Source organism: Ramlibacter sp. PS4R-6 (assembly GCF_037572775.1).
In the GTDB taxonomy this organism is placed as follows: Bacteria; Pseudomonadota; Gammaproteobacteria; order Burkholderiales; family Burkholderiaceae_C; genus Ramlibacter.
This window is the reverse complement of the sequence record NZ_JBBHKA010000001.1, coordinates 3,378,375-3,403,678: the sequence shown is the minus strand read 5'-3', so window position 1 is coordinate 3,403,678 and position 25,304 is coordinate 3,378,375. Positions and strand designations below refer to the sequence as shown.

Below are 25,304 nucleotides of genomic sequence, written 5' to 3'. Positions count from 1 at the left end.
CTTTTGGGTAAATGCCTGTAGTCCGCTACCGATGAGCTTTGTGGGCGGGCATCGTGCAAGCCGGCGACATGCACCCCTTGCATCTTCCAACCATGGGGAGCGGTCGAGGCGACTCGACACGTAAGTCAGGTGATAGTCCGACTTCTCTCAGGAGAATTCCGGCGTGCCTAGGAGTTAGCGGGGCTTGGATCGCCAAGCTCCACTTCTTTGAATACTGCGAGTCGTCCAGTCAGATGCGAAATGCGTCCGGCAATGATGGCAGCGCGCCGCTTCACCAGAATATCAATCTCGCCAGACGCCCACAGTTCGATGCATTCCTCATCCAAGAAGTTTTCTTCGAGTGCGGGAATGTAGATCGGGTGCTGGGGACCGGTCTCGACCTCTTTAAATGGATTCAAAAGCAAACCTATGTTCCGCTTAGCGAACCTGTGGTCGGGAGGTACGATCTCATCGAAAATATGCCGCTCCTTTTGTTTAATGTGCGCGGCGTCGAGCAACTCTCCGTAAATTGTCCGAGCTGGACGAATAGACTTGAGCAAGAGCGCGAACGCCGTCGTCGTCGCATTGCGAAGATTCGCGGCATTAAACAAAAACTGTGTGATGTCCAGTTCTTCGTCTTCGTCCCCGATGGCGAGCCCGTGGATAGTCCGGCTCGCAAGTTTCCGCATCTGATCCAAATCTTTGGCAGTTTGACCGGTTGTACTAGCACTCGCAAAGTACCTTGAGACAGACGTCGCCCAAAACCACTGGGCGAGAACGGTTCGCTCGATACCGGACGGTTCCGGTCTAAGACGAAAATACTCCGCGAGGTGAGTCAACTGGAGGGCGTACGGGAGAAACGAGAGATCGTCTAACGAAACACTCGTTCGCAAAAACCCCAAAGCTGCCAGTAAGGCGACCTTCGCATCGTTTACTCTGGTTCGCAGTTGATCAGCGGTCAGATGGCGCAGCTTGTCAATGTCTTCCTTGTTGATCCCAAAACCCGCTGCCGCGGAGATTGCTCGCAGAACGTACGTATCGGGAATCTCACCAAACCCAGCAGTCCGTACTTCTGCGACGATGTCGTCTATGGCATCGGTTAGGTCAAATCCGTCCTTCCAGGTTGCCGCGCGCATGAGGTCGACCATCGTGAGTTTGCGCCCAGTGCTGTTTATGCGCTCGAATATCGGAGCGACCTCATCGAGAGGGATGTCTCCGATGCGAACAACCGCGATCTTGTAGTCCTTGAAGGATTGCAGAAGCTTTTCTGCTCGCTCTATGTATTTCTTCGGCTGCTGAGTCGCTTGAAAGCTGGTGCACTGACTAATAAAGTCACTCGTCGACATCAGACGGTTCATCGGGAAAAAATGAATCGGAAGCGGTTTCTTCGCGAACGTGAACTCTTCGCGTTCCAAATCAAAAAATATCCGCCAAATGCTGCGCTCGTCCTCTCCGTTCCAAAAAAGCGAGCCGCAAAGCGTAGTAAGACGCTGTTGTCCGTCCAGCAAATAATTGGTCGGGTAATTGTCGGCAGTCTGCGTGGCGACTTCGAAACCAACAATCTCGCGCTCACTCTTTAGCCGCTCTGAGCTATGCCAAAGCAGGATGCTTCCAATCGGATAGCCGTTATAGATCGAGTCGAGCAAGTTCAACATATCGGACTTCGACCATACAAAGGGGCGCTGAAAGCGTGGCAGGCGAATTTCGCCGCGTCGAACTGCGGTAACCAGTTCCTCAAGTCGCTGGATCTCAGGGCGGGGATCTCGCAGTTTCACTTGGCCTCCAACGGAACGGCGTTCAGCATCTTCAGATGTATTGGATGAACAACGCTTCCGGCATACACATTTTGGAGGAGGTCGTATTTTCTGACGAGCGCCAGCATCTTCGGGTACCCGAACTCCGAGGAGCCGCGTGCTAGCGCGTTATAAAGGACCGCCACAAGTTCCTCGTTCGAAAGCTGCGCTCTCACCATTCGCGCGTATGTCTTTTTTTCGTGAGGTTCTAATTCGGCTGCGTCGTCGACAAAGCGGAGGACGTGATAGAGATTCCGGAAGTAGTGGGCAAGTCGGCGCTCCGAGCCCTCGTCGGCAAATGCATAGGCTTTATCGAGTAGCTTCCAATGAAACTCCATTCCTTCGTCCAAGAACTCCCCAACGCATCCGGGTCCCTTTTCGAAGGCGGTTTCTAAGTTAGAAATGTCTGAGGGAGACAATTTCTTCCGTATCTCATCAGTGAGCTCTAGCTTGGCGGTCAACTGGTGGAGTTCCGTCTTCGTCAGGCGACTAAGCGGCTGGAATGCGCTGAAGGTCGTACTGCTGGCCTTTAGAGAATCGACAAAGAACCGGAAGGCGGCGGACTGCCTGAAAGACGAGAGTTCAATGTTTGCCAAGATATCGCGGTGGAGCGATAGCAGCTGAAAAAAGCTATTCTCGAAACGCTGACGTCTGAGCGTTTCATTCTGATCTTCGATGTCCTCGCGCTGCAGACGGAGTTCGCGCCTCTGCAACAAGATTGTGAAAATGACGCCTGCTAAGGCAAGACCGGAAAAGAGGGCGTTGATTGCGCCGAACTTATCTCCAAAAGTCCCGCGCATCGCCTCATGAGACTGTACTTTTGTATCGGGACTCTTGATGTTGTTGTCGATCCATTGCCAACCTTGCCACCAGAGCGCAACGACAACAGCTGCAATAACTGCGAATAGACCTAGGTCTGAGAGTTTCTTTTCTGGTCGGTTTCGCTTCATCGTTCCTCCCGTTCTACTTCCCCCAACTATCCTTCATCCCCGCCACCCTGTTAAACACGGGTTTCCCGTCGCGGCAATCCCCCCGATCCGCCACGAAGTACCCATGCCTCTCGAACTGAAACCTTTCATCCCCCTTCGCTGACTTCAGCGCCGGCTCCACGTACGCGTGGACTACCTTCAGCGATTCCGGGTTCAGTTCCTCGATCACGTCCTTGCCGCTGGTCCCCGGCTGCGGCACCGTGAACAGCCGGTCGTACAGCCGCACTTCCGCCTTCACGCCGTCGGCCACGCTCACCCAGGTGATGTTGCCCTTCACCTTGATCGCGTCCGCGCCCGGCGTGCCGCTCTTGGTGTCGGGGACCAGCTTGGCGTGCACTTCGGTCACTTGCCCGGCCGCATCTTTCTGCGCGCCGGTGCACTCCACCACGTGGCCGTACTTCAGGCGCACCTTGTTGCCGGGGAACAGGCGGTTGTAGCCCTTGGGCGGCACGTCCTCGTAGTCGGTGCGCTCGATCCAGATCTCCTTGCCGAACTGGAACTCGCGCCGCCCCAGTTCGGGCTTGTGCGGGTGCACGGGCGCGCTGCACGCATCCAGCTTGCCGTCGCTGCCCATCACCTCGGCCCAGTTCGTGATCACCAGCTTCACCGGGTCCAGCACCGCCATCGCGCGCGGCGCCTTGGGGTCCAGGTCGTCGCGCAAGGCCTGGTCCAGCACGCTGTAGTCGATCCAGGTGTTCTCCTTGCTCACGCCGATGCGCTCGGCAAAGAGCTGGATGGCCTCGGGCGTGTAGCCGCGGCGGCGCATGCCGACGATGGTGGGCATGCGCGGGTCATCCCAGCCGGTCACGTGGCCGTCGTCCACCAGCTGCTTCAGCTTGCGCTTGCTGGTGATGACGTAGGTGAGGTTCAGCCGCGCAAACTCGTACTGGCGCGGGTGCGGCTTGTTGATCAGGCCGCCTTCTGCCAGGCGGTCCAAGAGCCAGTCGTAGAAGGGCCGCTGGTCCTCGAACTCCAGCGTGCACAGGCTGTGCGTGATGTTCTCCAGCGCGTCCTCGATGGGGTGCGCGTAGGTGTACATCGGGTAGATGCACCACTTGTTGCCGGTGTTGTGGTGCTCCGCATGCTTGATGCGGTACAGGGCCGGGTCCCGCATGTTGATGTTGGGGCTGGCCATGTCGATCTTGGCGCGCAGCACCGCGGCGCCGTCGTCCAGCTTGCCGTCGCGCATCTCGCGAAAGCGCGCCAGGTTTTGTTCCACCGTGCGCTGGCGGAAGGGGCTGTCGGTGCCCGGGCGGCCGAAGTCGCCGCGGTTCTTGCGCATCTCCTCGGCGCTTTGTTCGTCCACGTAGGCCAGGCCCGCGCCGATCAGGTATTCGGCCGCGCGGTACATGAAGTCGAAATAGTCACTGGCGTGGTACAGGTGGCTGGTGCCGTTGGCGTCCCAGCCGAACCCCAGCCAGTGCACGGCGTCCAGGATGCCGTCGACGTACTCCTGTTCTTCCTTCTCGGGGTTCGTGTCGTCGAACCGCATGTGGCAGATGCCGTTGTAATCGCGCGCCAACCCGAAGTTCAGGCAGATCGATTTCGCATGGCCCACATGTAAATAACCGTTGGGCTCGGGCGGGAAGCGCGTGCGCACCTTGGCCGGGTCCGGCGTGCCCATTTGGTGCTGTGCCGCGTCCGCCGGGCGGCCCGCCCATTTCCGTTGCGCGTAGGTGCCTTGCTCGAGGTCGCGCTCAATGATGTGCCGCAGGAAGTTGGCCGGCTTCGTGGAATTGTTCTCGGTGGGGGACGTCATGGCGAAACCATTTTAGGGTGCGCTGCACAAGGGGCCCGCCCGTGGGGCCGGGCCGTGTAGGACGGCACGCATTCGGAGAGGCTTCGTTACCTCCCTTCACGGGTTTGACTGTGCAGGGGGTATTCCGCATGGAGTGCCCTGCGTTTAATAAGCGCAAGGGCCTTTTTTTGGGAGTGCCCTGCACTACAGGAGAGATTGCAATGAAACTGAGCCGTCCCGTGATCGCAGCCGCGCTGGCTGTCGCAGCCGCCGGCGCCGTGTCCGTGGCCCATGCCCGCGACAACGTCTATTTCTCGATCGGCGCCAATGTGGCGCCGGGCGTGTCCATCGGCGCCAGCAACTACGCGCCGCGCTACTACGCCCCGGCGCCCGTGTACTACGCGCCCGCACCGGTCTACTACGAGCCGGCGCCCGTGTACTACGAGCCCGCGCCTGTCGTGTGGGGGCCGCGCCCCGTGTTCTACAGCGGCGTCCAGTACTACTGGAGCCCGCAGTACCGCAACCACTACTACGTGGACCACAAGGGCCACCGCCACTGGCGCAAGCACCACTGATCGAACGCATGGTTGCCTGACGAGAGAAGTTCTCCAAGCTGGCCCCGCGCACCTGGCGGGGCTTTTTTTTGGCTCCTGCCAGGTTCATGCGGGGCGCGGCCACACACTGCGCGCCATGGACAACGACTTCACCCCGCTCGTCGGCTCGTGGCACGTGCACCACCGCCGGCTGAAGGAACGCCTGGCCGGCTGCACGGATTGGGAAGAGTTCGAAGGCCAGTCCACGCTGCGCCCGCTGATGGACGGCGCCGGCAACGTGGACGACAACGTGCTGCACCTGCCGTCGGGCACCTACCGCGCGGCCACGCTGCGCACCTACAACCCGAAGACCGGCCTGTGGGCGATCTGGTGGTTCGACGGCCGCAATCCGCACCAGCTCGACCCGCCGGTGGTCGGCCGCTTCGAAGATGGCGTGGGCACGTTCGAGTGCGACGACACCTTGCGCGGCATGCCGATCCGCGTGCGCTACCTGTGGTCCGAGATCACGGCCACCAGCGCGCGCTGGCAGCAGTCGTTCTCGCCGGACGGCGGCAAGAGCTGGGAAACCAATTGGGACATGCGCTTCACGCGCACCGGTGACTGAAGCCTAGGACGGCTTGTTTTCCTTGTCGCGCGGGTTGCGCAGCAGGCGCGCCTCCAGCTCGATGAGCTTGTCGATCGAGTCGAGCATGGCGGGGCGGTGGCCTTCGCGCGCCTCTTCCCGCAGGCGCTGAAGGGTGGCCAAGCGCGCCAACGCCTTCTTCTGCCCGTTCGTGATCGTGTTGTCCCAGTCGCTCATACCGCCTACTGCTGCTGCGAGCGGATGTTAATCGCGTGTGCGCGCGTTGCCGGTAGGACAACTTCGGCGTTACCTTGCAGAAAAAAAGAGGGCCCAGTCATGGACTGGGCCCAACATGCTAGTCGCGGGACGGAGGGCCGGACCAGCTCACCCCGGAGGAGGAGGGGACTCAGAGGAGTCGGGGTGATTGCTAGGAAGTGTGCAATCCGGCTTACCGCTGTGCTTGTAGGACAAGACCGACAGGGGCTGACAGACAAGGCCCGAAGCTCCTCCTTTGATTCCGCGCCGTCATCCCCCAGAATGGCGCGCTATTGCCTGGAGTTGCGATGCCGATGTACATGGATATCCACGAGGTCAAGGGCGCGAAGGCCGAAGACGTCGCCAACGCCCACATGGCGGACATGAAGGTGCAGGGCCGCTACGGCGTGGAGTACCACAAGTACTGGCTGAACGAGGCCTCCGGCAAGATCTTCTGCTTGTGCAGCGCGCCTACCGCCGAGCTGGCGTCGCGCGTGCACGCCGAGGCCCATGGCCTCATCGCGTCGAAGATCATCGAGGTCGACCCCGACGTGGCCGACGGCTTCCTCGGCGGTACCGCCATCAACACCGGCGGTGCGGCGGTCTTCCCCGCCACCGCGGAGCCGGACACCGGCATCCGCTCGATCCTCTTCACCGACATCGTCAACTCCACCGGCATCACGCAGCGCCACGGCGACGACGTGGGCATGCAGTGCCTGCGGCTGCACGACGACATCGTGCGCGCCGCGCTGGCCGAGTTCCACGGCCGCGAGGTGAAGCACACGGGCGACGGGATCATGGCGTCGTTCGCGTCGGCCGCCAGCGCCGTGCGGGCCGCGGCGCAGATCCACGAAAAGCTGGCCAAGTGCGACGCAACGCCCGTGCGCGTGCAGGTGCGCGTGGGCATCGCGGCGGGCGAGCCGGTGGAGCGCAACCAGGACCTTTTCGGCTCCACGGTGCAACTGGCGGCGCGCCTGTGCGCGGCAGCGGACCCGTCACGCAGTTTCGTCTCGGGCGCGGTCGCCGAGCTGTGTGGCGGCAAGGGCCTGGAGTTCGACTACATCGGCGAAGTCACGCTGAAGGGCTTCGAGCAGCCGCAGCGCGTACACGCGGCGCACTAGTTTTTCTTCAGCGGTTCGCCACCGGCTTCAGCCCGGCAGCAGCCAGCAGGCCCACCAGGTCGTTGCGGCCCGTCCCTGGCAGTGGCGCTTCTTCGGCCGCCACGCCCAATTGCTCGAGCAGCCGAAGGGAGGCGGATGTCGGCTCGCCCGGCGCGCCGGCCACCCACACCTTCGGCGGGCGTTCCAGCGGCAGCAGCGCCTTCGCCACGTTGGTCACCAGTTCCACCACCGCCAGCGGGCGGCCGCCGAGCAGCAGGATGATGGCGTCCAGCGGCGGCATCGAGTGGCGCACGGCCGAGCGCGCCATCGCGGCGCCGGACAGCAAGCGGATGCGCGCGGGGCCCCTGCGCACCCATACGTCGACGTAAGCCATGCCCATGTCGGGCGAGCGGTGCTGCGCGACGCCAAAGCGCTGGTACACGACCGGGCTCTTGAAGTGTTCGCCGAGCCTGCGCAGCTGGTCGACGGGGCCGTGGTCGTCGGCCGCGATGAAGGCGTACTGCTGCACCGGGCGCTGCGGCTGCGGCGAGCGGTCGATGAGGCAGGGCGCCCCAAGGCGGTTCCAGATCTCCGAAGGCTCCATCCCCGCGCCTTCGTCGATCAGGTGCACGACCCAGCGCGCGAACTGCGTGGGCCGCAGCGTCGTCTGCGTCGTGGCCACGAGCACGCGGTCGGCCAGGCCGGCGGGGCCGCGGCTGAAGTGCAGGAGCTTCTGGTGTTCGTTGCGCGGGTCGGCCGCGGCGCGCGCGATGGCCTTGCGCACCGCATCCTCGCTGCCTTCCACCCACAGCACCAGCCAGCCGCTGGTGTACAGCACGGCGTACTTCACGCGCACGCGGGCGCCCGGGGCGACGAGCTCGTTGCGCAGCTTCAGCAGCTCCTGCATCACCGATCCCTCGACGCGCGAGAGACTCGCGCACACGGCCCGGGTCACTTCGCGGTCATCGCGCGTGTCATGCATGCCACCCCATCTTGCCAGTTCCGGCTAAGCCGTGATGACAACCTTTGCGGTGTCCACGATGGGGACCGGCACGCCGTCGTGCAGGAAGCACGAAATCGCGACGCTGTGCCAGGCGTCGCTCGCGGGGATCTCGCAGGCCGCGGCGTCGTCGACGGCCACGGTCTCGGGCAACGCGTCGAGCGCGATCGCGGCATGCTCGATCGGCGCGCCGGGCGCTGGCTGGACGGCGACGACCAGCGCGTAGCGCGGCGCACCGCTTCGGGGCGCGCAGGCGCCCAGGCGCACGGCCACGTCGATGAGGGGAAGCCGCGTGCCCTGCCAGGCCATGAGGCCCAGCGCGTGGCGGTTCGCGCCGGGCACGGCCACGGCTTGCGGGTGCTCCACGATCTCCTGCGTCACGTGCGGCGGCAGCGCGTAGCGCACGCTGCCGCGGTCTCGGACGATTCGGGCGACGGCGGCCATGGCGTCAGGCTTCGGCCAGGGCGTAGCCGCACAGGCTTGCCGCGTCGCACAGGAAAGCCAGCTCGCCGTCGACTTCGACGTAAGCTTTCACAGGCGTATTGCCGGATACGAGCGCGCGCGGCACGGGGATCGCATGCAGCTCGACGTCGATGAGCACGCGCAATTCGTCCCAGCACCAGGGGGCGCCCGCGTGCTCGCCGTTGAACTCGGCGGCGATGAAGCGCCCCGGCGGGCGATGGGGCAGCAGCTTCATCGTGTCCGACAAGGCGAAGCAGTCGTCGCCTTCGCCAGCGTCGATGTAGCGCGCCACGCCCATGTCGTCCTGCGGGACGACCAGGCGCAGCTGGCCCGCGCGCAACAGCACGAAATTGCCCTTCATGCCATCGCCTCGCGGATCGCCTGCAGCAGGTCGCCGTCGTTGTACGGCTTGGTCATGTACGTGTCCACGCCGGCCTGTTCCGCCATGCGGCGGTGCTTGTCCTGCGAGCGCGAGGTGATCATGATGATCGGCACGTCCTTCATGTCGTCGCGCCCGCGCAGGTGCATGGTGAACTCCACGCCGTTCATGTTGGGCATTTCCAGGTCGGTCAGCACCAGGCGCGGCTTGAAGGCGCGCAGCGTATCGATGGCCTCGACGCCGTCGCGCGCGGCTTCCACGCGGTAGCCGGCGTCCTGCACCAGCTGGCGCAGCGAGTTGCGCACCGACAGCGAGTCGTCCACGATCAGAACGCCGGGCAGTTCACGGCGCGGCGCTTCCACCGCCTTCGTGCGCACGACGGCCTCGCCGGCGCCGGAGCCCGTGGACAGCAGCTGCGGCAGGTCCAGGTTCACGGCCACGCTGCCGTCGCCCAGGATCGACAGGCCTGCCACGCCGCGCACGTGCTGCGCGTAGCGGCCGGGGCTCTTCACCAGCAGTTCGCGCGCGTCCAGCAGGCGTTCCACCGCCAGGGCGCGTACCTTGTCGTCGATGCGCACGATCACGGCATCGTGGTCGTTGAGCGCGCGCTCGGTGTCGCGCGGCAAGCCCGTGGCGTCGGCCAGGTGGTTCGCCGGGATGGCGCGCTTGTCGTGGCGGAACACGAGCTGCCCGCCCACCGACTCGAACTCGCCCACGCCGCGCGGCACCGCCTGCTCGACGTGCACCGAAGGCAGGGCGAAGCGCTGGCCGTCGGCCTCGACGATGAGCGACTGCACGGTGGACAGCGACGCCGCGAAGCGCAGCTCGACGGTCGTGCCGCGGCCCGGCTGCGAGGTGATGCGCACGGTGCCGTTCATGCCGCGCACCCACTCGTGCACCACGTCCATGCCCACGCCGCGGCCGGAAACTTCGCTGACCGCATCGCGCGTGGAGAAGCCGGGCAGCAGGATCAGGCGCGCGACCTCCTCGTCGCTCATCACGCGGTCTTCGGCGACCAGGCCGCGCTCGATGGCGCGGCGGCGGATGGCCGGCAGGTCCAGCCCGCGGCCGTCATCGGCGCAGCGCAGCACCACCTGCTGGCCCTGGCGCGAGAACGCCAGCACGATGCGGCCTTCGGCGTGCTTGCCCAGGCTGGTGCGCACTTCCGGCGCCTCGATGCCGTGGTCCACCGCGTTGCGCAGCATGTGCAAGAGCGGCTCGGCCAGGCGCGTCAGCACGTCGGCGTCGACCAGCGTCTGCGGGCCTTCGAGCACCAGCGCCGCCTGCTTGCCGGTGGCCTGGCAGGTGGAGCGCACGTTGCGGTGCAGGCGCGACTCCAGCGAGCCGGCCTCCGTCATGCGCGTGCCGATCACCAGGTGCTGCAAGTCCTTGTTCAGGCGCTGCTGGCGCGCCTGCAGGCTGGCCAGCTGCGCGATTTCTTCCTCGAGGCGGCTGGAGAGAGCCCGGGCGTCCGAGGCTTCCTCGACCAGCGCGTGCGAAGTGCTGTGCAGCTCGCTGTACTGGTCCAGCTCCAGCGAGTCGAAGCCCGCTTCGGCGCCGCGCGTAGTGCGGCCGCGCATGGTGGCGAGCGTGCGCACGTCCACCAGCGTCTCCAGCTCGAACAGGCGCTTCTGCACGCGCAGGTTCTGCGCCAGCAGCTCGCGGGAGCTGTCGACCAGCGCCTTCACGCGCGCTTCCATGGCCGCGCCGTGGACGGACACTTCGCCGGAGACGCGGAAGAGTTCTTCCACACGCTCGACGCTCACGCGCATGCCGGTATTCGGCGTTGCGGCAGTCGCCGGCGCGGCGTTGCGGCCTTCACCCGACGCAATACGCGGTGCGGCCGAATCGATCTCCTCGCCGCGGTCGATGCGGTTCGCGATGTCCAGCACGTTCTGCAGCACCGATTGCGCGCCGTCGGGGAATTCGTCGGCGCCCATCACGTAGCCCACCATCTGCTCCAGGCAGAAGGCGGCGTCCAGCAGCGCCTCGGCCACCGGGCGCGCCACCTGCGAGCCCTCGTGTTCGAAGTGGTCGAGGATGTCTTCCAGGTGGTGGCCCAGCGCGGCGATGCCGCGCAGGCCGATGATCGCGCCCGAGCCCTTGAGCGTGTGCGCCACGCGCTTGGCCGCGACCACGTCGGAGCTGTCGCCTTCGCCCGCGGCCATGTTGCGCGCCAGCTGCACGAGGTAGCGCGCCTGTTCGGGCGCTTCGTGCTGGAAGCCTTCGAGCAGCTTGGCATCGACGTCGTCGGCCATCACCAGCGCCACGTCGTCGGCCGTCGCCACCACCGGGCGGCGCGGCGCATCGTCTTCGGACGGGCCGTCCACCTGCAGCGGCATCGCGCCCAGCATGTGCATGATCTTGAGCGACTCTTCTTCCGGCAGCGGGTCGGGTGCCGTCGTCAGGTGGTCCATCAGGCCCACCGCGGCCGACGGGTCGCTCAGGTTGCCCAGGTAGAAGACGATCAGGGGCGGCCAGCCGCGCAGGAATGTCACGAGCGGCTCGCGTTCCTCGGGCGGCGTCACGGTGAGCAGCAGGCAGTTCTGCACCACGTGCGCGCAAACGGCCTGCAGCCCGGGAAAGCCCGCCAGCTCGGCGGCCTCTCCCATGCGCTGCGCCTGGCCGCTGTACTGCTCGTACGCGTCGAGGAACGCCGGGTCGCCGGCATCGCGCGTGGCCAGTTCGGCCAGGCTTTCCTCGAGCTGCGCCCGGGCGCGCTCGATCTCGCCGGCCAGCGCCTCGATCAGGTCCTTGAGCTTCACTTGAGCCTCAGGCGGCTTGCAGCTTGAACACGTTCACCGATTCCACGAGGCGGCGCGCGGAATCCAGCAGCGTCTCGGTTTCCTGGTTCTGCGTCTGGATCTGCTGGGCGGTGCGCTCCGTGCTGTGGCCGATGGACTCCACCGACTTCAGCAGCTCCTGCGCCGCGGCCTTTTGCGTGGCCGACGCGGACGCAATGCGCTGCACCTGCGCCACCAGCTCGCCGGTGATCTGCTGCGTGACGCGCATCTGCTCGCCGGCCTTCTGCGCCTGCTCGGAACCGGTGACCACCTGGCTGATGGTCTTGTTCACCGTGGCGATCGTTTCGTTGGTTTCCAGCTGGATGTTGCCCACCAGCGTGCCGATCTGCTGCGTGGCGTTGCGCGAGCTTTCCGCGAGGCGCTGCACTTCTTCGGCCACCACCGCGAAACCGCGGCCCGCTTCGCCGGCCACCGCGGCCTGCATGGACGCGTTCAGGGCCAGCACGTGCGTGCGTTCCGAAATCGTGTTGATCAGGTTCACGATGCCGGTGATTTCCTGCGAACGCTCGCCCAGGCGCTTGATGCGCTTTTCCGTTTCGGAAATCGTCTCGCGGATCGATTCCATGCCTTGCACGGTGCCGTTCACCGTCGCCAGGGCGTTGTCGGTGGCCTGCGTGGCGCGCTCGGCGGAGCGGTTGCTCTGCTCGGCCAGCGTCGCCATCTGCGTCATCGTGTCCGTGGCCTGCGACAGCGACTGGATCACCTCGCCCACCGCGGTGCGCTCGTCCTCGGCGGTGCGGGACACCAGGTCGGCCTGGCCCTTCACCTTGCCGGAGGCCTGCGCCACGTTGGTGGCGATGCGCGTGACTTCCTGCAGCACCTTCGCCGTTTCGTCGGCCAGGGCGTTCACCGAGTCGGACACCGTGCCGATCACGTCCTGCGTCACCGGCGCGCGCGCCGTGAGGTCACGCTGCGAGAGCTGGTTCACGGCTTCCAGGATCGAGATCACCGAGTTGTTCAGCTGTTCGTTCTCGGCTTCGGCCTTGCGGGCCTGTGCTTCCGATTCCTTCTGTGCGGCGATGCGCTCCTGCAGCAGCGAGTTCACCGTGCGGCCCAGGTCGCCCACTTCGTCCTTCGAATCGATCGACTGCAGCGCCGAGTAGTCGCCGCCGCGAACGCGCTCGACGGAGTCCTGCAGGCCCGCGACGGTCGACGTGATGTTGCGCACGATCAGCACGGCCACCACGGTACCCACCGCCAGCAGCACCAGCACGGCCAGCAGGGTGTTCAGCCTTTCCTTCTGGGCCGCCGACACGCGGCGGTTCATTTCGTTCAGCAGCAGGTCCTGCTGCGTGGCGGCCTTCTGCACCAGTTCGCGCGGCGCGGAGACTTCCTTCAGGTACACGGCGGCTTCGATGGTGGGCACTTCCTTGCCCAGCACCTCGGTCTGCACCAGCTGCACGGCCCTGGCCGTCGCGCGCTGGATCTCCGCCACCTGCGCGCCCGAGCTCGCTTCCAGGTCGGGCAGGGCCTGCATGGCCAGCCGCTGGTCGGCGACGTAGTGGTCCAGCGCGTCCTGCACGTCGCGCAGCGATTCGGCGATGCGCGCGCGGTCGGAGGAGCGGAAGGCTTCGCGCAGGGCGGCCTCCACCTTCTTGGCGTCGCCCGCGTCGGGGCCGGAACGCACGGATGCGATCTCCTGCAGGCGCGACACCACCGGGCTGCGCAGCTGGCCCAGCGCTTCGGACAGCGCGGGCAGCTTGATCAGCGTGGAGCGCGCGACGTAGAACGTGGCGGGGTCGGAGTCCAGGTCGATCTTGTAGACCGCGGAGAGGTCTTCCACCAGGCGCAGCAGCGTGCCGATGGCGGCGATGTGGTCCTCGGTCATGCGGCGCTGGTCGACCTTCTTGCCGGCGACGTTGTCCTTGATGGCGGCCCAGGCCTTCTCGTAGGCGCCAAGGCGCTCGGTGACGATCTTCGACTCCAGCGGGTCGACGATGCCGTGCACCTTGGCCAGGGCCGCGGCGACCGCGGCCGCGTCCTTCGGCTGCGCGGCGCCGCGCTTCTCGTCGCCCAGCACGTAGTAGCTGGACGAGGCGCGGTGGTCCTGCATGGCGCGCACCAGTTCGAGCGAGGCCGTGATGGCCGCGAGGCCCGACTCCTCGGTGCGCACGTGCGCGATCGATTGCTCCACGCCCTTGAAGAGGCGGTAGACGGGGAACGCGGCCAGCGCGATCGCGATGGCGCCGAGCAGCGCGAACTTCTGCCAGAGGCGAAGCGCCAGGAGGAAGTCGAAGCGCGCGGCGGAGGCGCGCTCGTTCAGGTTGGGTGTCATGTCAGTTTCCGTTGGAAGAGGTGCGGGCGATCGACTCCTCGATCGCTTCGAGGAGGGCGGCGCGGTCGATGTCGAACCACAGCGCGCCGTCGATGAGGGCGGCGCCGTGGACATAGGGGGCGAGCCGCGCCGGCGCCGTGGCCGCGTCCGCTTTCTGGTCGGCCGCCCAGCGCAGGCGCTGGGGCAGGCCGTCGATCACCACACCCGCGGCATCCGCGCCGTGCGCGAGCACCAGCAGCATGCGCCGCAGGGCGGGCTCGGGCGCCGCGCCGGCCAGTCCGGCCCAGCCGGCGAGGTCGAACACGGGCACGAGCATGCCGTGCAGGTTGGCGATGCCCAGGAGCCACGACGGCACGTTGGGCAGGCGGTGCAGCCGCGGCATCTCGGTGAGCTCGCTGCCGTCCGCGTAGCGGACCATCAGGCGCAGCCCGCCGATGCGAAAGCCCTGGCGCGCTTCGAAGGTGGCGCCTTGCGCCTGCGCGGGCTTCGCTTGCGGCGTGCCGCCGACGAAGCCCCGCGTGAGGGCAACGCTGGGCGGCAGGGGGGTGACGGGGTTGGGGCTTCCGAAGTCCACGTGCGCTCCTTCAGGTCGCCAGCTGCGCCAGGATCTCGGCGTCGTCGTAGGGCTTGCCCACGAAGCCGCGAGCGCCCAGCATCCGGCCCCAGGCGATGTCGGCCTTCTGGTTCTTGCCGGTGACGAACACGACGGGGATGTGCCTCGTCTGCGCGTCGGCCTTGAGCTGCCGCGTCGCCGCGAACCCGTCCAGGTCGGGCATGTTCACGTCCATCAGGATCACGTCGGGCTGGTCGGCCTTCGCGCAAGCCACGCCTTCCTCGCCGTTCTCGGCCACCAGGACGCGGTGGCCCGCGCCCGCGACGATCCGCATGAGGTTGTTGCGGTCGACCAGGGCGTCGTCGACGATGAGGACCTTGAGCGCCATGGCTTAGAGCGCGCGGACCTGCGAGAGGATCTGGTCGTCGCTGTAGGGCTTGGTGATGTAGCCCTTCGCGCCGAGCATCTGGCCCCAGGCCTTGTCGGCCTTCTGGTCCTTGGCGGTGACCAGCACGACGGGAATGTCCTTGGTGCCGGCGTCGCCGCGCAGCGCGCGCGTCGCCGCGAAGCCGTCCATGCCCGGCATGTTCACGTCCATCAGGATCGCGTCGGGCTTGGTGCGCTTGACGGACGCGAGGGCCTGCTCGCCGTTTTCGGCCAGGCTCACCTGGTAGCCGTTGCCCGCGAGCAGCGTCTCGAGGCGGGCGCGGTCGACCTGGCTGTCTTCGACGATGAGGATGTGGCGTGCCATGGGGGTCCTTTCTTCAGGCGTTGGTGTTCAGGGAGGGAAGGTGGCGGCCGACCGTCTCGCGCAGCTGCACGGGGTCGACCGGCTTGGTGAGGTAGGTGTCGCAGCCGGCCATCTTTCCGCGCACGCGGTCGAACGGCGACGACTTGCTGGTGAGCATCACGACGGGAAGGTGCGCGCGCTTCGCCTTGATGCGGCGGCAGGCCTCGAAGCCGTCGATGCCGGGCATCAGCACGTCCATCAGCACGCAGGCGAAGGGCTGCGTGGCCGTGAGGGCGATGCCTTCCTCGGCCGACGCGGCGGTGGTGACGGTGGCGCCGGCGCGCTCCAGCAGTGACTGCAGGTGGTTGCGCACGGCCAGGCTGTCGTCGATGACCAGCACGCTGCGGCTCGCGGCAGCGGGCGCGGGGGCGGGCGTCGCGCGCGGCGCGAGCTGCGCGTGTTCGATGGCGCGGTACAGCAGCACGGGCAGGATCGGCCACTTCAGGTGCCGCTCGACCAGCGTGTGCTGGGGGCGCACGGCCTTGGCGCCGGCCCAGATCGCGGGCTTGCCCGCCAGCCACGGCTGCGCGGCGGCCCATTGCAGCGCAGACGTTTCCTGGGCGTCGATCAGCACGACGTCGGCGTCCGTCGCGTCCGCGTCCGCCACCAGCTCGATGCGCGGCGCGCGGCGCTCCGACAGCTTCACCGTGCCGTCCAGCAGGCGGCGCTCCATGGGGTTGAAGCCCTTCACGAGCAGCTTCACCACGGGGTTGTGCGCGGCTTCGGCGGTGGCGGTCGTCATGCGAATCGGCTCCTGGTCGACATGGAGAGGGATCGTAGGAAGCCCTGCGGCCCTTGGGGATCGGGGCGTTTGCCCGCCGGGCCTACAGAATTACCCCGAGGCACCAGGCCGATGACCGGCAGCAGCGCCGCCAGGTCCACGTGGCCCGTGGTGTCGGGCGGGCCGATGTGCGGCACGACGCCGCAGCGTTCGAGCAGGCGCGCGCACGCTTCGGTCGGTTCGCCCGCCGGGCCCACCAGCCACACCCGGGGCGGCTGGGCGGCGCCCCTCACGGCATCGGCCACGCTGGACGTGAGTTCGATCGCCGGGGCAGGCCGCGTGCCGACGAGCAGCACGAGCGCGTCGACCGGCGGCATCGAGCGGCGCACCGATGCCTGCGCGAGGGCGCGCCGCGTCAGCACACGCACGCGCGCGGCGCCGCGGTCGGTGGGCACGTCCACATAGGCCATGCCCATGTCGGGCGAATGGCTGCGGGCCAGGCCGAAGCGCTGGTAGATGACGGGGCTTGCAAAGCGCTCGCCGATCTTGCGCAACTGGTCGACGGGGCCGTGGTCGTCGGCCGCCACCACGGCGAATTGCTGCTCGGGCCGCTCGAAGGGCTTGCGGGTGGGATCGATCAGGCAGGGCGCGCCGAGGCGGTTCCAGATGTCCAGGGGCTCCAGGCGCGAACCCTCGTCCCTGAGGGTCATCACCCAGCGCGCGAAGTGCGTGGGCCGCAGCGGCGTCTGCGTGGTGGCGACGATCACGCGCTCGCGCAGCGTCGCCGGGCCGCGGCTGCGGTGCAGCAGCTTCTGGTGGTGGTTGCGCTTGTCGTCCGCCGCGCGCTTGAGGGCCGCGTCGACGGCCTTGTCGCTGCCTTCCACCCACACCACGAACCAGCCGCTGGTGTAGAGGAACGCGGAGTTCACGCGCACCTGCCCCGGGGCGCAGATGTCGTTGCGGATGGCCAGGAGCTGCTCCATGACCGACCCTTCCATGCGGGAGACGCTGGCGACGAGTGCGCGCGTGACTTCGGGCCGTGGTGTTTCCATGGCACGAATCGTAGGAACGGGGGGCCGCCGCGCCTATCCATGCGGTGCCCGTGCGGGGCATACAGAGATACCCCTAGGCGAAACTACGCGCGCGGGTCAGGCATCGGAGCCGACGAGACCGCTGCGCACCGCGTAGCGCACCAGGCCGGCGAGGTCGCGGATCTCGAGGCGGTCCATGATCTGGGTGCGGTGCGTCTCCACCGTCTTGATCGACAGGTCCAGCTCCCGGGCGATCTCCTTGGAGGAGTTGCCCAGCGCGATGAGGCGCAGCACCTGCGTCTGGCGGGCGGTCAGGCCCGGGCTGGGCCGTCCGCCGCTGAATGCCTGCGCGAGCTTGCGCGAGATGGCGGGGCTCAGGTAGACGTCGCCGCGCTTCAATGCTTCGAGCGCGAGGCACAGCTCCTCGACCGCCGCGTCCTTGATCAGGTAGCCCGCGGCGCCGGCGCGGATCGCCTCCGCCACATACTCGTCGTTGTCGTACATGGACAGCAGCAGAACCCGCGTCGGCAGCTTCGCGGCCGTCACCTGCTGCAGCACGGCCAGGCCACTCAGCTTCGGCATGGCGATGTCCAGCAAGGCGGCGTCGGGCTGGTGCTGCTGGATCAGGCGCCACGCCTCCTCGCCGTCGGTGGCTTCGGCGATGACTTCGACGCCGGGCTCCGCATCCAGAAGCGCGCGCAGGCCGGCGCGCACGAGTCGGTGGTCATCGGCCAGGACGATCTTCATGCAGCCACCCTTTCAAGCGCCCAGGGCAGCGTGACGCGAACGCGCGTGCCCACGCCGGGCGTGCTGTCCATCGCCATCTCGCCGCCGATCTCCGCCACGCGGTCGTTCATGCCGGTCAGGCCCAGGGACGTCCCGCGCTTGGCGTTGACTTCCTCGAAACCGACGCCGTCGTCCATCACCTCGATCGACAGCCGGCCCTCGGCGGATTCCAGGATCACGCCGATGCGCGTGGCCTGCGCGTGCCGGGCCGCGTTGGTCAGCGCCTCCTGCACGACGCGGAAGGCGACGAGCTCCACCTCCTGCGCGGCGCGGGCCGGCGCGATGCGGCAGCGCAGGTCCACCGTGGGGACGAGCGGGCGGATGAAGCGGTCGATCAGCCAGTTGAGCGCGGGTTCCAGGCCCAGGTCGTCGAGCAGGTGCGGGTGCAGGGACGCGCTCAGGTCGCGGATGTGGCGCAGCGCCTCTTCCGCGAATTCACGCGACAGCAGCAGCGCGGTCGCGGCATCGTCCACGGCGCCGCGCTTGGCCACGGACGCGAGCTGGAGCTTGAGCGCGGTCAGGATCTGGCCGACCTGGTCGTGCAGGTCGCGCGCGATGCGGCGGCGCTCCTCCTCCTGCGCATCGATCATCTGGGCCGACAGGCGCCGCAGCCGCTCGTTGCTCACGCGCAGGTCGGTGATGTCGTCGCGCGCGATGACGATGCCCAGCGCGGCGCCGTCGGTGTCGCGCACCGCCTGGAAGCGCTGGATCGCGTGCAGGGGCTTGCCGGGCTCGGACAGGTCGATCTCGACCTCGACCGGCTCCCGGGAGGCGAGCGCGCGGTTGTCCATCTCCGCGACGATGCGCACGATTTCGGGGGTGAAGAACGCCGAGTAGTGACGGCCCGTCACGTCGCGCTTTTTCACGCCGAAGCGCCTTTCGAACTCCGAGTTGACACGCAGGTAGAGCCCGTCTGGCGTGCGCAGCGACAGAGGCAGCGGCACGGCGTCGAACACCTGGTCGGCAAACAAGGCGTGCTCGCGCAGTTGCTTCTGCAGGCCGAAGCGCACGATCGCGGAGACGAGGAGCGTGAGCGACGCCAGTGCCACCAGCGCGAGCACCTGGTCGCGCATCCGCAGCACGACGGCGCGCCGCGCCTCGACTTCCAGCTTGACGCACTCGCGAGCCTGCGCGCCCGGCTGCGGCATACAGCGGTCGAGCGCCTCGTCGAAATCCGCGAAGGGCTTGGAGAGCGACGCGTGCAGGACGACAAGGAGGAGGCTGATGGAGAGAACCCGCAGGGTCCAGAGCAGGCGGGTGCGCCAGCGCTGTTTCAACTGCTGTTCGCGCACCGAAACCTTGACCTGGGCAAGTTCGGATTCGCGGAGCATCACATGGCCTTGAACAAATGGGCGTAGAGGCGGCTGACCGCCAGCTTGTCCTGCCGCCCGCGCAGCGTCAAGTGCATCTTCCCGGCTTCGTCGCGCGAAACGGTCTCGATGGCGTCGGCGCGCACGATGGTGCCGCGGTGAACCTGCCAGAACTTCTGCGCATCGAGCTGCGGCGCGAGATCCTTCAAAGGCGTGCGTATGAGGTATTCGTGTTGCGCCGTGAGCACACGCACGTACTTGTCGGCGGCCTCGAAGTACAGCACCTCGTCCACCGGCACCATGCGGATGTTGTTGCCCACGCTCACCTGCAGCACGTTCAGCACGGGCTGCGGCGCCGGCTCGGGCACCTTGCCGATCAGCGAACGCAGCTGCCCGAGCGTGGCCTCCAGGCCGTTGCCGTTGCGCTGGGCCAGGAAGTCCTTCACCTTCGCCATGGTCCTGGCCAGGCGCGCGGGCTGCACGGGCTTGAGCACGTAGTCGATCGCCTGCGTCTCGAACGCCTGCACCGCGTACTGGTCGTAGGCCGTGATGAAGACCAGCGCCGGGAAGGGCTTGCCGTCCGGCCATTCGTCGGCCAGCTGCGCCGCGGCATCGATGCCGCTTTGCCCGGGCATGCGGATGTCGAAGAACAGCACGTCGGGCGCGAGCGCGAGCGCCTGCGTGACGGCCGCCTCGCCATCGCCGACGACCGCGACGATGTCGATTCCGGGGCAGGCCTTTGCCAGCTCCGCCTGCAACGCCTGCGCCAGCAGCGGTTCGTCCTCGGCGATGAGCGCGGTGATCATTCGGGCAGGGGGTAGCGGATGACGACGCGGCAGCCGCCCGTGTCCACATCGCCGAATTCCATGGTGGCTCGCGCACCGTAAAGCGTGGCCAGGCGCTCGCGCACCTGGTTCGTGCCGAAGCCCTTGGAGGTGGCGGGCAGCGCGCCGCCCAGGCCTGTGCCGGTGTCGCAGACTTCCAGTACCACCTGCTCGCCCTCGCGCCGTGCGGCGATGCGGATCTCGCCGCCGCCCACCTTGGGCTCCAGCCCGTGCTGGATGGCGTTTTCCACCAGCGGCTGCAGCAGCAGCGACGGCACCTTCACCTGCGCGAGCGCGCCCGGCAGGTCCAGCGTGAACTTCAGGCGCGGGCCCATGCGGATCGCCATGAGCTCCAGGTAGTCCTGGATGCGGTCGAACTCGGCCTGCAGGCTGTGCGACGTGGCGCGCGATGCGTTCAGCGTGGCGCGCAGGTACGCGATCATGTGGTCGAGCATGTTCTGCGCACGCGACGGGTCCACGGCGATCAGCGCGCGCAGGTTGGCCAGCGTGTTGAACAGCATGTGCGGCTCCAGCTGCGTCTCCAGCAGCTTCAGGCGCGCTTCGTCGGCGTGCTTGCGCACTTCGGCCATCTGCCGCTCGAGGTAGCGGCTGCGGTTGGCGGTGTAGAAGTAGAAGGTGCCCGCGCCGCCGGCCAGGAGCGTGATCAGGATGGAGTTGCGCAGCTCGGTGGCCGGGTCCACCGGCGCCGCGCCGGGCGAGTAGAAGCCGTAGAGGCGGCACAGGTAGTCGGCGGCGCGCGTGCCGAAGAACCAGCCGATGGCGATGCCCCCCGCCACCAGCGCCACGCCGGCGAAGCCCTTGGGCCAGCCGGTCTCGGCGCTCGAGGGGAAGAAGCCGCGGCCCAGGTCGATCACCGCCCAGATGGTGGTGCCGATGAACAGCGAGTAGACGACGCCGGGGCCGTAGGGCCGGTCGGGCTGGAAGCCGTATTGCACCGTCGCGATGACCAGGCAGAAGGCCAGCACCTGCACGAAGTGGCGCAGCTTCTCTTCCCAGTCGATGCGGGGCATGCGGACCTAGGGACGGTTCTGCTCGCGCAGGATCTTCTCGCGCTCGCGCTCGACCAGCTGCTGGCGCAGGCCCGAGCCTTTCCCGAGCACGAACACCGACAGGAAGTGCAGCGCCAGGCCCAGGCCCCAGCCCATGGCGGGGTAGATGTTCCAGGGCCGCGCGCCGTCCACGAACAGGCCGCGCGCGAGGAACAGGCCGTTGACGCAGATGTAGACGCACGCGTGGATGTACCACCCCATCTTGGCCGAGGCGCGCTTGTGCGCCAGGCGTTCGATTTCTTCGGGGGACAGCTGGGGAGCGGGCATGGTCAATTCCATTGTAGGGTTCACGGCGTTCACCACGGGTCGCGCTGCAGCAGGAAGCCGAAGCCCGAGCGCTCGGCCGCCAGGCGCCACAGGCGCGCGGCGCGGCCGACGAACAGGCCCGTGGAGATGCCGTAGATGCCGGCGACCACGGCCATGTAGCTGCCATCCTGCTTGAGCGAGGGCTGCATGGCGATGTCGATGTTCACGACGTAGCGCGTGAGGAAGACGGCGAGGATCAGCGCCAGCGGCACCCAGCTGCCGGGCAGGAAGAAGGTGCGCTGCGCGGCGTCGTACTCGGTGCCCTTGGGCGCCGCGGTCATCGCGATGCCCGCGAAGACGACGGCGGCGACGAGCATCCACGCGATCATCATGTAGCCGAAGGCCGACGCCGCGGAGAACGCGCCGACCAGCCCCCAGATGGCGAAGCCGGTCATCGCCACGGGCATGATGGAAACGCGCACCAGGCTGGCCTGGCGGTCGCGCAATTGAGTGACGCCGAGGGCGACGAGGGCGGCGAGGAGCCCCCAGACCCAGCCGGGCGTGCCGCGCAGCACGGGGCCAATGACTTGCGGGTGGTCGATGAGCATGGGAATCAACATGGTTTTCTCCGGTTGGGTGAAAGGGGTCAGATCAGCCCGAGCTGCGACCACACCAAGTGGCCGAGGAAGCGCTTGGGCATCAGGGTGAACGCGCCGGCGACGACGCACGCGCCGTAGTACAGGCGCTGCATGGTCAGGCGGTGCGCGGCGATGTCGCCCTTGGCCAGCGCGTAGAAGGCGTAGGCCAGGCCGGCGAACGTCACGGGCACGAGCAGGTGGATGGGCGAGAAGCCGGCAAGGGTCGGCAGGTCGGACACCTGGATGAAGACCGCCGAGACGGCGGTGATCACCATCAGGGTCACCCAGGCGTAGCCGAAGGCGCGGTGCAGTTTCGGGCGCTGCTGCGTGCCCTTGCGGGCCCACAGCGCAACCGGGCCCGTGGCCACCGCCAGCAGGGCGGCGGTCATGTGGACGGCGATGAGGGGGCTGAAGGCCATGGGGTTCTCCGGGCGGTGTTCCTATGGGCGGAACTGTGCCGGGGCCCCCTCGCCGTCACGAGCGGCTTGGGACGAAATGCAAAAACCCCGCCGCGAAATGCCGGCGGGGTGGAGTGGAATGCGGGTGCGTCAGATGGGCGCGATGGTCGTCAGGTGCCCCAGCAGGCGCTCGCGCTCGGGATCGGGCTTGACGATGCCCAGCATGCGGCGCACGTCGGCCAGGCTCTGCGCTTCGTCCTTGCACGCCTTGGGCAGCGCGTTCTCGGCCTTGATCAGCGCCTCTTCCAGCGCCGGCCGGGCGGCCGACGGCACCAGCAGGTCGCCGTTGACCTGCTCGACGGCCCGGAGTTCGTCGCCGGGCGCGAATTCGATGGCGAAAACGTAGGTTTGCGAGGACATGGTCTTGTTTCCCTGAGCGTGTGAGGACACTTTGCGCCTGCGGAAGGGGCAGGCCCTGTCGGTGCGCACCTCATGGCCGTGCCAGAATGCCCGGTCTCATCGCGAAGGAGTGCAAGTGGATCTGGTGTTGCTGGCCAAGGCGGCCGTCATGGGCGTCGTCGAGGGCCTCACCGAATTCCTCCCCATCTCCAGCACCGGCCACCTCATCCTTGCGGGCGCACTGCTGGGCTTCGACGACGAGAAGGCCAAGGTCTTCGACATCGCGATCCAGACCGGCGCCATCCTCGCGGTGATCATCGTGTACTGGCAGAAGATCCGCGAGACGCTGGTGCAACTGCCTTCACAGGAGAAGGCCCAGCGCTTCGCGCTGAACGTGCTCATCGCCTTCATCCCCGCCGTGGTACTGGGCCTGCTCTTCGGCAAGGCGATCAAGGCGCACCTGTTCAACGCCTGGGTGGTGGCGACCACCTTCATCGTCGGCGGCTTCATCATCCTGTGGGCCGAGCGGCGCCAGCAGGCCACCGCGCGCATCCAGGACGTGGACGACATGCGCTGGACCGACGCGCTGAAGGTGGGCCTGGTGCAGTGCCTGGCGATGATCCCGGGCACGAGCCGCAGCGGCGCCACCATCATCGGCGGCATGTTCCTGGGGCTGTCGCGCAAGGCGGCCACCGACTTCTCGTTCTACCTCGCGATCCCGACGCTGATCGGCGCCGGCGCGTACAGCCTGTTCAAGGAGCGTGCGTCGCTCACGGCGGCCGACCTGCCGATGTTCCTCGTCGGCCTGGTGTTCTCGTTCCTCTTCGCGTGGCTGTGCGTGCGCTGGCTGCTGCGCTACATCTCCACGCACAGCTTCACGCCGTTCGCCTGGTACCGCATCGCTTTCGGGATCGTGGTGCTGGCCACCGCGCTCACCGGGACCGTGCATTGGGCCGACTGATCGCGTTCCTTCTCGCGCTGCTGGCCGGCGCGGCGCAGGCGGAGCCGGTCGAGTTTCCTTCCGCCGACGGCAAGCTGCAGTTGCAAGGCGAGTGGTACCGCGCCAAGGGCACGGCGCCGCGGCCGGCGGTCCTCGCGCTGCACGGCTGCAACGGCATGCGCGATGCGCAGGGGCGCGTGGACTTGTCGCGGCGCCGCTACGCGGCGTATTTCAATGCGGAAGGCATGCACGTGCTGGCGCTCGACAGCTTCACGCCGCGCGGGCTGCGCTCGATCTGCGCAACGCCGGAACGCCAGCGCACGGTGAACGAGGAAGACAGGCGGCGCGACGTGTACTCGGCGCTGCAATGGCTGGCGGCGCAGCCGGGCGTCGACGCGACGAAGCTCGCCATCGTGGGCTGGTCGCACGGGGCGCAAGCGGTGCTCAGTTCGCTCGATGCGACCGAACAGCTTGTACAGTCCCAGCCCGTGAAGCCGCGCGTGGCGGTGGCGTTCTACCCGGGCTGCATCAAGTTCAACCGCATGCTGCGCTACGAACTGGCCGCGCCGCTGCTGGTCCTGATCGGCGAGGCCGACGACTGGACACCCTCGGCACCGTGCGTGCAGCTTCATAGCCGACTCGGCGGCTCGGGTGCGATGCCGTTCGAGCTGAAGGTCTACCCGGGCGCGTACCACGGCTTCGACGGCACGGCGCCCGTCACGGTCCACGAAGGTCTGGGCAACGTGAGGTTCGGCAAGGCGCACGTGGGGGGTGACCCGGAAGCGCGGGCGCAGTCGCATGCGCGCATGTTCGAGTTCCTGTCGGCCCAGTTCGGGCAGCCGCTGCTGCTCTCGCACGACGAGCGGCTGCAGCTGAAGGCAAAGCCGGCGCGCTAGGCGCGGCCGAGGCGCTCGCGGCGCTTGAGCGGCCGCCACGTGCCCTCGGGCTGCGCGAGACGGTTGGCGATGATGCGCAGCACTTGCGGGTGGGTCACCATGCCCAGGTGGCTGGCGTGCACCTCCACGCTTTCGGAAGCGGGGCCGCGCTTTTCGATGCAGCCTTGCCAGCAGACGATGCCGTCGGACTTGCTGTAGACCGAGGTCGTGGGCACCGGCGGGCAGTCGCTGATGCGTTCCTGCATGTCCGGCGGCAGGTGCGCGCGGTCGCGGTTGAGGATCTTGAAGACCGTGCCGGCATGGTTGCCGTGCGCGAGTGCGTTGAACGGCGTGCCCAGCGTGATCACCTGCCGCACCGATTGCGGGCTGCGCTTGGCGAGCTCGCGGGCGTACACACCGCCCAGGCTCCAGCCGATGAGGCTGACCTTGCGGCCGTGCAGCGCGTGCAGTTGCTGGACGCGCTCTTCGAGTGAGCCGAGCCAGTCGTCGAACACGCCTTCGGGGCCGGTGTTCACGCCGCCCTCCCAGTCGTGCACGGAGAAGTTGCAATCCTTCAGGAAGCGGCGCAGGTGCGACGTGGTGATCGCGCCGCCACCCAGTCCCGGGTAGACGATGACCGGATGGCCGTCACCCTGGGGCTTGGGTACCGAGGCGACGCGGGATGCGCAATAGTCGAGCGCGGCGCGCAGCGGCTCGGTCGCGAGAAGGCCGAGCGAAGGCGCGCGGAAGGCGGTGAGCGCTTGAGTCGTTTGCATGCATCCGACTTTGGCCGAGGTCGTGCCTCGGCCGCTGTGGGTGCATGAGGGGCACGC

The 25,304-nt window shown here is 67.4% G+C and carries 28 protein-coding genes; 5 read left to right on the top strand and 23 right to left on the bottom strand.

Annotated features, from left to right (window positions below; all coding sequences use genetic code 11):
* Positions 1-167: 167 nt before the first annotated feature.
* The 3 genes from WG903_RS16885 to WG903_RS16875 are packed head-to-tail and all read right to left on the bottom strand — an operon-like array spanning position 168 to position 4,520.
* Positions 168-1,754, bottom strand: a complete 1,587-nt coding sequence (locus tag WG903_RS16885) for a DUF262 domain-containing protein (RefSeq protein WP_340077548.1) — start codon at positions 1,752-1,754, stop codon at positions 168-170.
* Entirely contained in the window at positions 1,751-2,722 is a 972-nt protein-coding gene (locus WG903_RS16880; protein ID WP_340077546.1) for a putative phage abortive infection protein, read from the bottom strand. The genes WG903_RS16885 and WG903_RS16880 overlap by 4 nt, the downstream gene beginning before the upstream one ends.
* 13 nt (positions 2,723-2,735) lie before the next feature.
* Entirely contained in the window at positions 2,736-4,520 is a 1,785-nt protein-coding gene (locus tag WG903_RS16875) for a glutamine--tRNA ligase/YqeY domain fusion protein (RefSeq protein WP_340077544.1), read from the bottom strand.
* Between the two features lie 200 nt (positions 4,521-4,720).
* On the opposite strand from WG903_RS16875, the gene WG903_RS16870 reads away from it, so the two are divergent.
* The gene (locus WG903_RS16870; RefSeq protein ID WP_340077542.1) at positions 4,721-5,074 is read left to right on the top strand and encodes a hypothetical protein; all 354 of its coding nucleotides are present in this window, start codon (positions 4,721-4,723) and stop codon (positions 5,072-5,074) included.
* A gap of 115 nt (positions 5,075-5,189) precedes the next feature.
* Positions 5,190-5,657, top strand: a complete 468-nt coding sequence (locus WG903_RS16865) for a DUF1579 domain-containing protein (protein ID WP_340077540.1) — start codon at positions 5,190-5,192, stop codon at positions 5,655-5,657.
* 3 nt (positions 5,658-5,660) lie between these two features.
* Here WG903_RS16865 and WG903_RS16860 read toward each other — a convergent pair whose 3' ends face one another.
* Entirely contained in the window at positions 5,661-5,852 is a 192-nt protein-coding gene (locus tag WG903_RS16860) for a hypothetical protein (protein WP_340077538.1), read from the bottom strand.
* Between the two features lie 326 nt (positions 5,853-6,178).
* Between WG903_RS16860 and WG903_RS16855 the strand changes: the two genes are divergently transcribed.
* Entirely contained in the window at positions 6,179-6,991 is an 813-nt protein-coding gene (locus WG903_RS16855; RefSeq protein WP_340077536.1) for a nickel-binding protein, read from the top strand.
* 7 nt (positions 6,992-6,998) lie between these two features.
* On the opposite strand, the gene WG903_RS16850 is transcribed toward WG903_RS16855, so the two are convergent.
* The 18 genes from WG903_RS16850 to WG903_RS16765 form a co-directional block, all read right to left on the bottom strand.
* Positions 6,999-7,952, bottom strand: a complete 954-nt coding sequence (locus WG903_RS16850) for a hypothetical protein (protein ID WP_340077534.1) — start codon at positions 7,950-7,952, stop codon at positions 6,999-7,001.
* 24 nt (positions 7,953-7,976) lie between these two features.
* On the bottom strand, positions 7,977-8,414 hold the full coding sequence (locus WG903_RS16845) for a chemotaxis protein CheW (RefSeq protein ID WP_340077532.1): 438 nt from the start codon (positions 8,412-8,414) through the stop codon (positions 7,977-7,979).
* A 4-nt stretch (positions 8,415-8,418) separates the two neighbouring features.
* The gene (locus tag WG903_RS16840) at positions 8,419-8,793 is read right to left on the bottom strand and encodes a hypothetical protein (RefSeq protein WP_340077530.1); all 375 of its coding nucleotides are present in this window, start codon (positions 8,791-8,793) and stop codon (positions 8,419-8,421) included.
* Positions 8,790-11,576, bottom strand: a complete 2,787-nt coding sequence (locus WG903_RS16835) for a hybrid sensor histidine kinase/response regulator (RefSeq protein WP_340077528.1) — start codon at positions 11,574-11,576, stop codon at positions 8,790-8,792. Before WG903_RS16835 ends, WG903_RS16840 begins: the two co-directional genes overlap by 4 nt.
* 7 nt (positions 11,577-11,583) lie before the next feature.
* Positions 11,584-13,890 carry a methyl-accepting chemotaxis protein gene (locus WG903_RS16830; protein WP_340077526.1) on the bottom strand — a complete coding sequence of 769 codons (2,307 nt, stop codon included), beginning with the start codon at positions 13,888-13,890 and terminating at the stop codon, positions 11,584-11,586.
* 1 nt (position 13,891) lies between these two features.
* Complete coding sequence (locus tag WG903_RS16825) at positions 13,892-14,464, bottom strand: chemotaxis protein CheW (RefSeq protein ID WP_340077524.1); 573 nt, start codon at positions 14,462-14,464, stop codon at positions 13,892-13,894.
* Positions 14,465-14,474: 10 nt separating this feature from the next.
* Entirely contained in the window at positions 14,475-14,831 is a 357-nt protein-coding gene (locus WG903_RS16820) for a response regulator (RefSeq protein ID WP_340077522.1), read from the bottom strand.
* 3 nt (positions 14,832-14,834) lie between these two features.
* Entirely contained in the window at positions 14,835-15,194 is a 360-nt protein-coding gene (locus tag WG903_RS16815; RefSeq protein ID WP_340077520.1) for a response regulator, read from the bottom strand.
* A gap of 13 nt (positions 15,195-15,207) precedes the next feature.
* Positions 15,208-15,975, bottom strand: coding sequence for a response regulator transcription factor (locus WG903_RS16810; protein ID WP_340077518.1), 768 nt, complete (start codon positions 15,973-15,975; stop codon positions 15,208-15,210).
* Entirely contained in the window at positions 15,972-17,006 is a 1,035-nt protein-coding gene (locus WG903_RS16805; RefSeq protein ID WP_340077516.1) for a hypothetical protein, read from the bottom strand. Before WG903_RS16805 ends, WG903_RS16810 begins: the two co-directional genes overlap by 4 nt.
* Before the next feature lie 96 nt (positions 17,007-17,102).
* Positions 17,103-17,732, bottom strand: a complete 630-nt coding sequence (locus WG903_RS16800) for a response regulator transcription factor (RefSeq protein WP_340077514.1) — start codon at positions 17,730-17,732, stop codon at positions 17,103-17,105.
* Entirely contained in the window at positions 17,729-19,102 is a 1,374-nt protein-coding gene (locus tag WG903_RS16795; protein WP_340077512.1) for a PAS domain-containing sensor histidine kinase, read from the bottom strand. The genes WG903_RS16800 and WG903_RS16795 overlap by 4 nt, the downstream gene beginning before the upstream one ends.
* On the bottom strand, positions 19,102-19,887 hold the full coding sequence (locus WG903_RS16790) for a LytR/AlgR family response regulator transcription factor (RefSeq protein ID WP_340077510.1): 786 nt from the start codon (positions 19,885-19,887) through the stop codon (positions 19,102-19,104). The genes WG903_RS16795 and WG903_RS16790 overlap by 1 nt, the downstream gene beginning before the upstream one ends.
* The gene (locus tag WG903_RS16785) at positions 19,884-20,936 is read right to left on the bottom strand and encodes a sensor histidine kinase (RefSeq protein WP_340077508.1); all 1,053 of its coding nucleotides are present in this window, start codon (positions 20,934-20,936) and stop codon (positions 19,884-19,886) included. Before WG903_RS16785 ends, WG903_RS16790 begins: the two co-directional genes overlap by 4 nt.
* A gap of 6 nt (positions 20,937-20,942) precedes the next feature.
* Positions 20,943-21,242 carry a 2TM domain-containing protein gene (locus tag WG903_RS16780; protein ID WP_340077506.1) on the bottom strand — a complete coding sequence of 100 codons (300 nt, stop codon included), beginning with the start codon at positions 21,240-21,242 and terminating at the stop codon, positions 20,943-20,945.
* Positions 21,243-21,271: 29 nt separating this feature from the next.
* Positions 21,272-21,841 (bottom strand): DUF6622 family protein, encoded by a 570-nt coding sequence (locus tag WG903_RS16775; protein ID WP_340077504.1) that lies wholly within the window; start codon positions 21,839-21,841, stop codon positions 21,272-21,274.
* Positions 21,842-21,867: 26 nt separating this feature from the next.
* The gene (locus WG903_RS16770; RefSeq protein WP_340077502.1) at positions 21,868-22,278 is read right to left on the bottom strand and encodes a DUF2306 domain-containing protein; all 411 of its coding nucleotides are present in this window, start codon (positions 22,276-22,278) and stop codon (positions 21,868-21,870) included.
* A gap of 129 nt (positions 22,279-22,407) precedes the next feature.
* On the bottom strand, positions 22,408-22,677 hold the full coding sequence (locus tag WG903_RS16765) for a hypothetical protein (RefSeq protein ID WP_340077500.1): 270 nt from the start codon (positions 22,675-22,677) through the stop codon (positions 22,408-22,410).
* A gap of 115 nt (positions 22,678-22,792) precedes the next feature.
* Between WG903_RS16765 and WG903_RS16760 the strand changes: the two genes are divergently transcribed.
* Positions 22,793-23,617: an undecaprenyl-diphosphate phosphatase gene (locus WG903_RS16760; protein ID WP_340077498.1), complete on the top strand. Its 825-nt coding sequence runs from the start codon at positions 22,793-22,795 to the stop codon at positions 23,615-23,617.
* Complete coding sequence (locus WG903_RS16755; protein ID WP_340077496.1) at positions 23,605-24,492, top strand: dienelactone hydrolase family protein; 888 nt, start codon at positions 23,605-23,607, stop codon at positions 24,490-24,492. The genes WG903_RS16760 and WG903_RS16755 overlap by 13 nt, the downstream gene beginning before the upstream one ends.
* On the opposite strand, the gene WG903_RS16750 is transcribed toward WG903_RS16755, so the two are convergent.
* Entirely contained in the window at positions 24,489-25,247 is a 759-nt protein-coding gene (locus WG903_RS16750) for an alpha/beta hydrolase (protein WP_340077494.1), read from the bottom strand. The genes WG903_RS16755 and WG903_RS16750 overlap by 4 nt on opposite strands.
* Positions 25,248-25,304 lie beyond the last annotated feature (57 nt).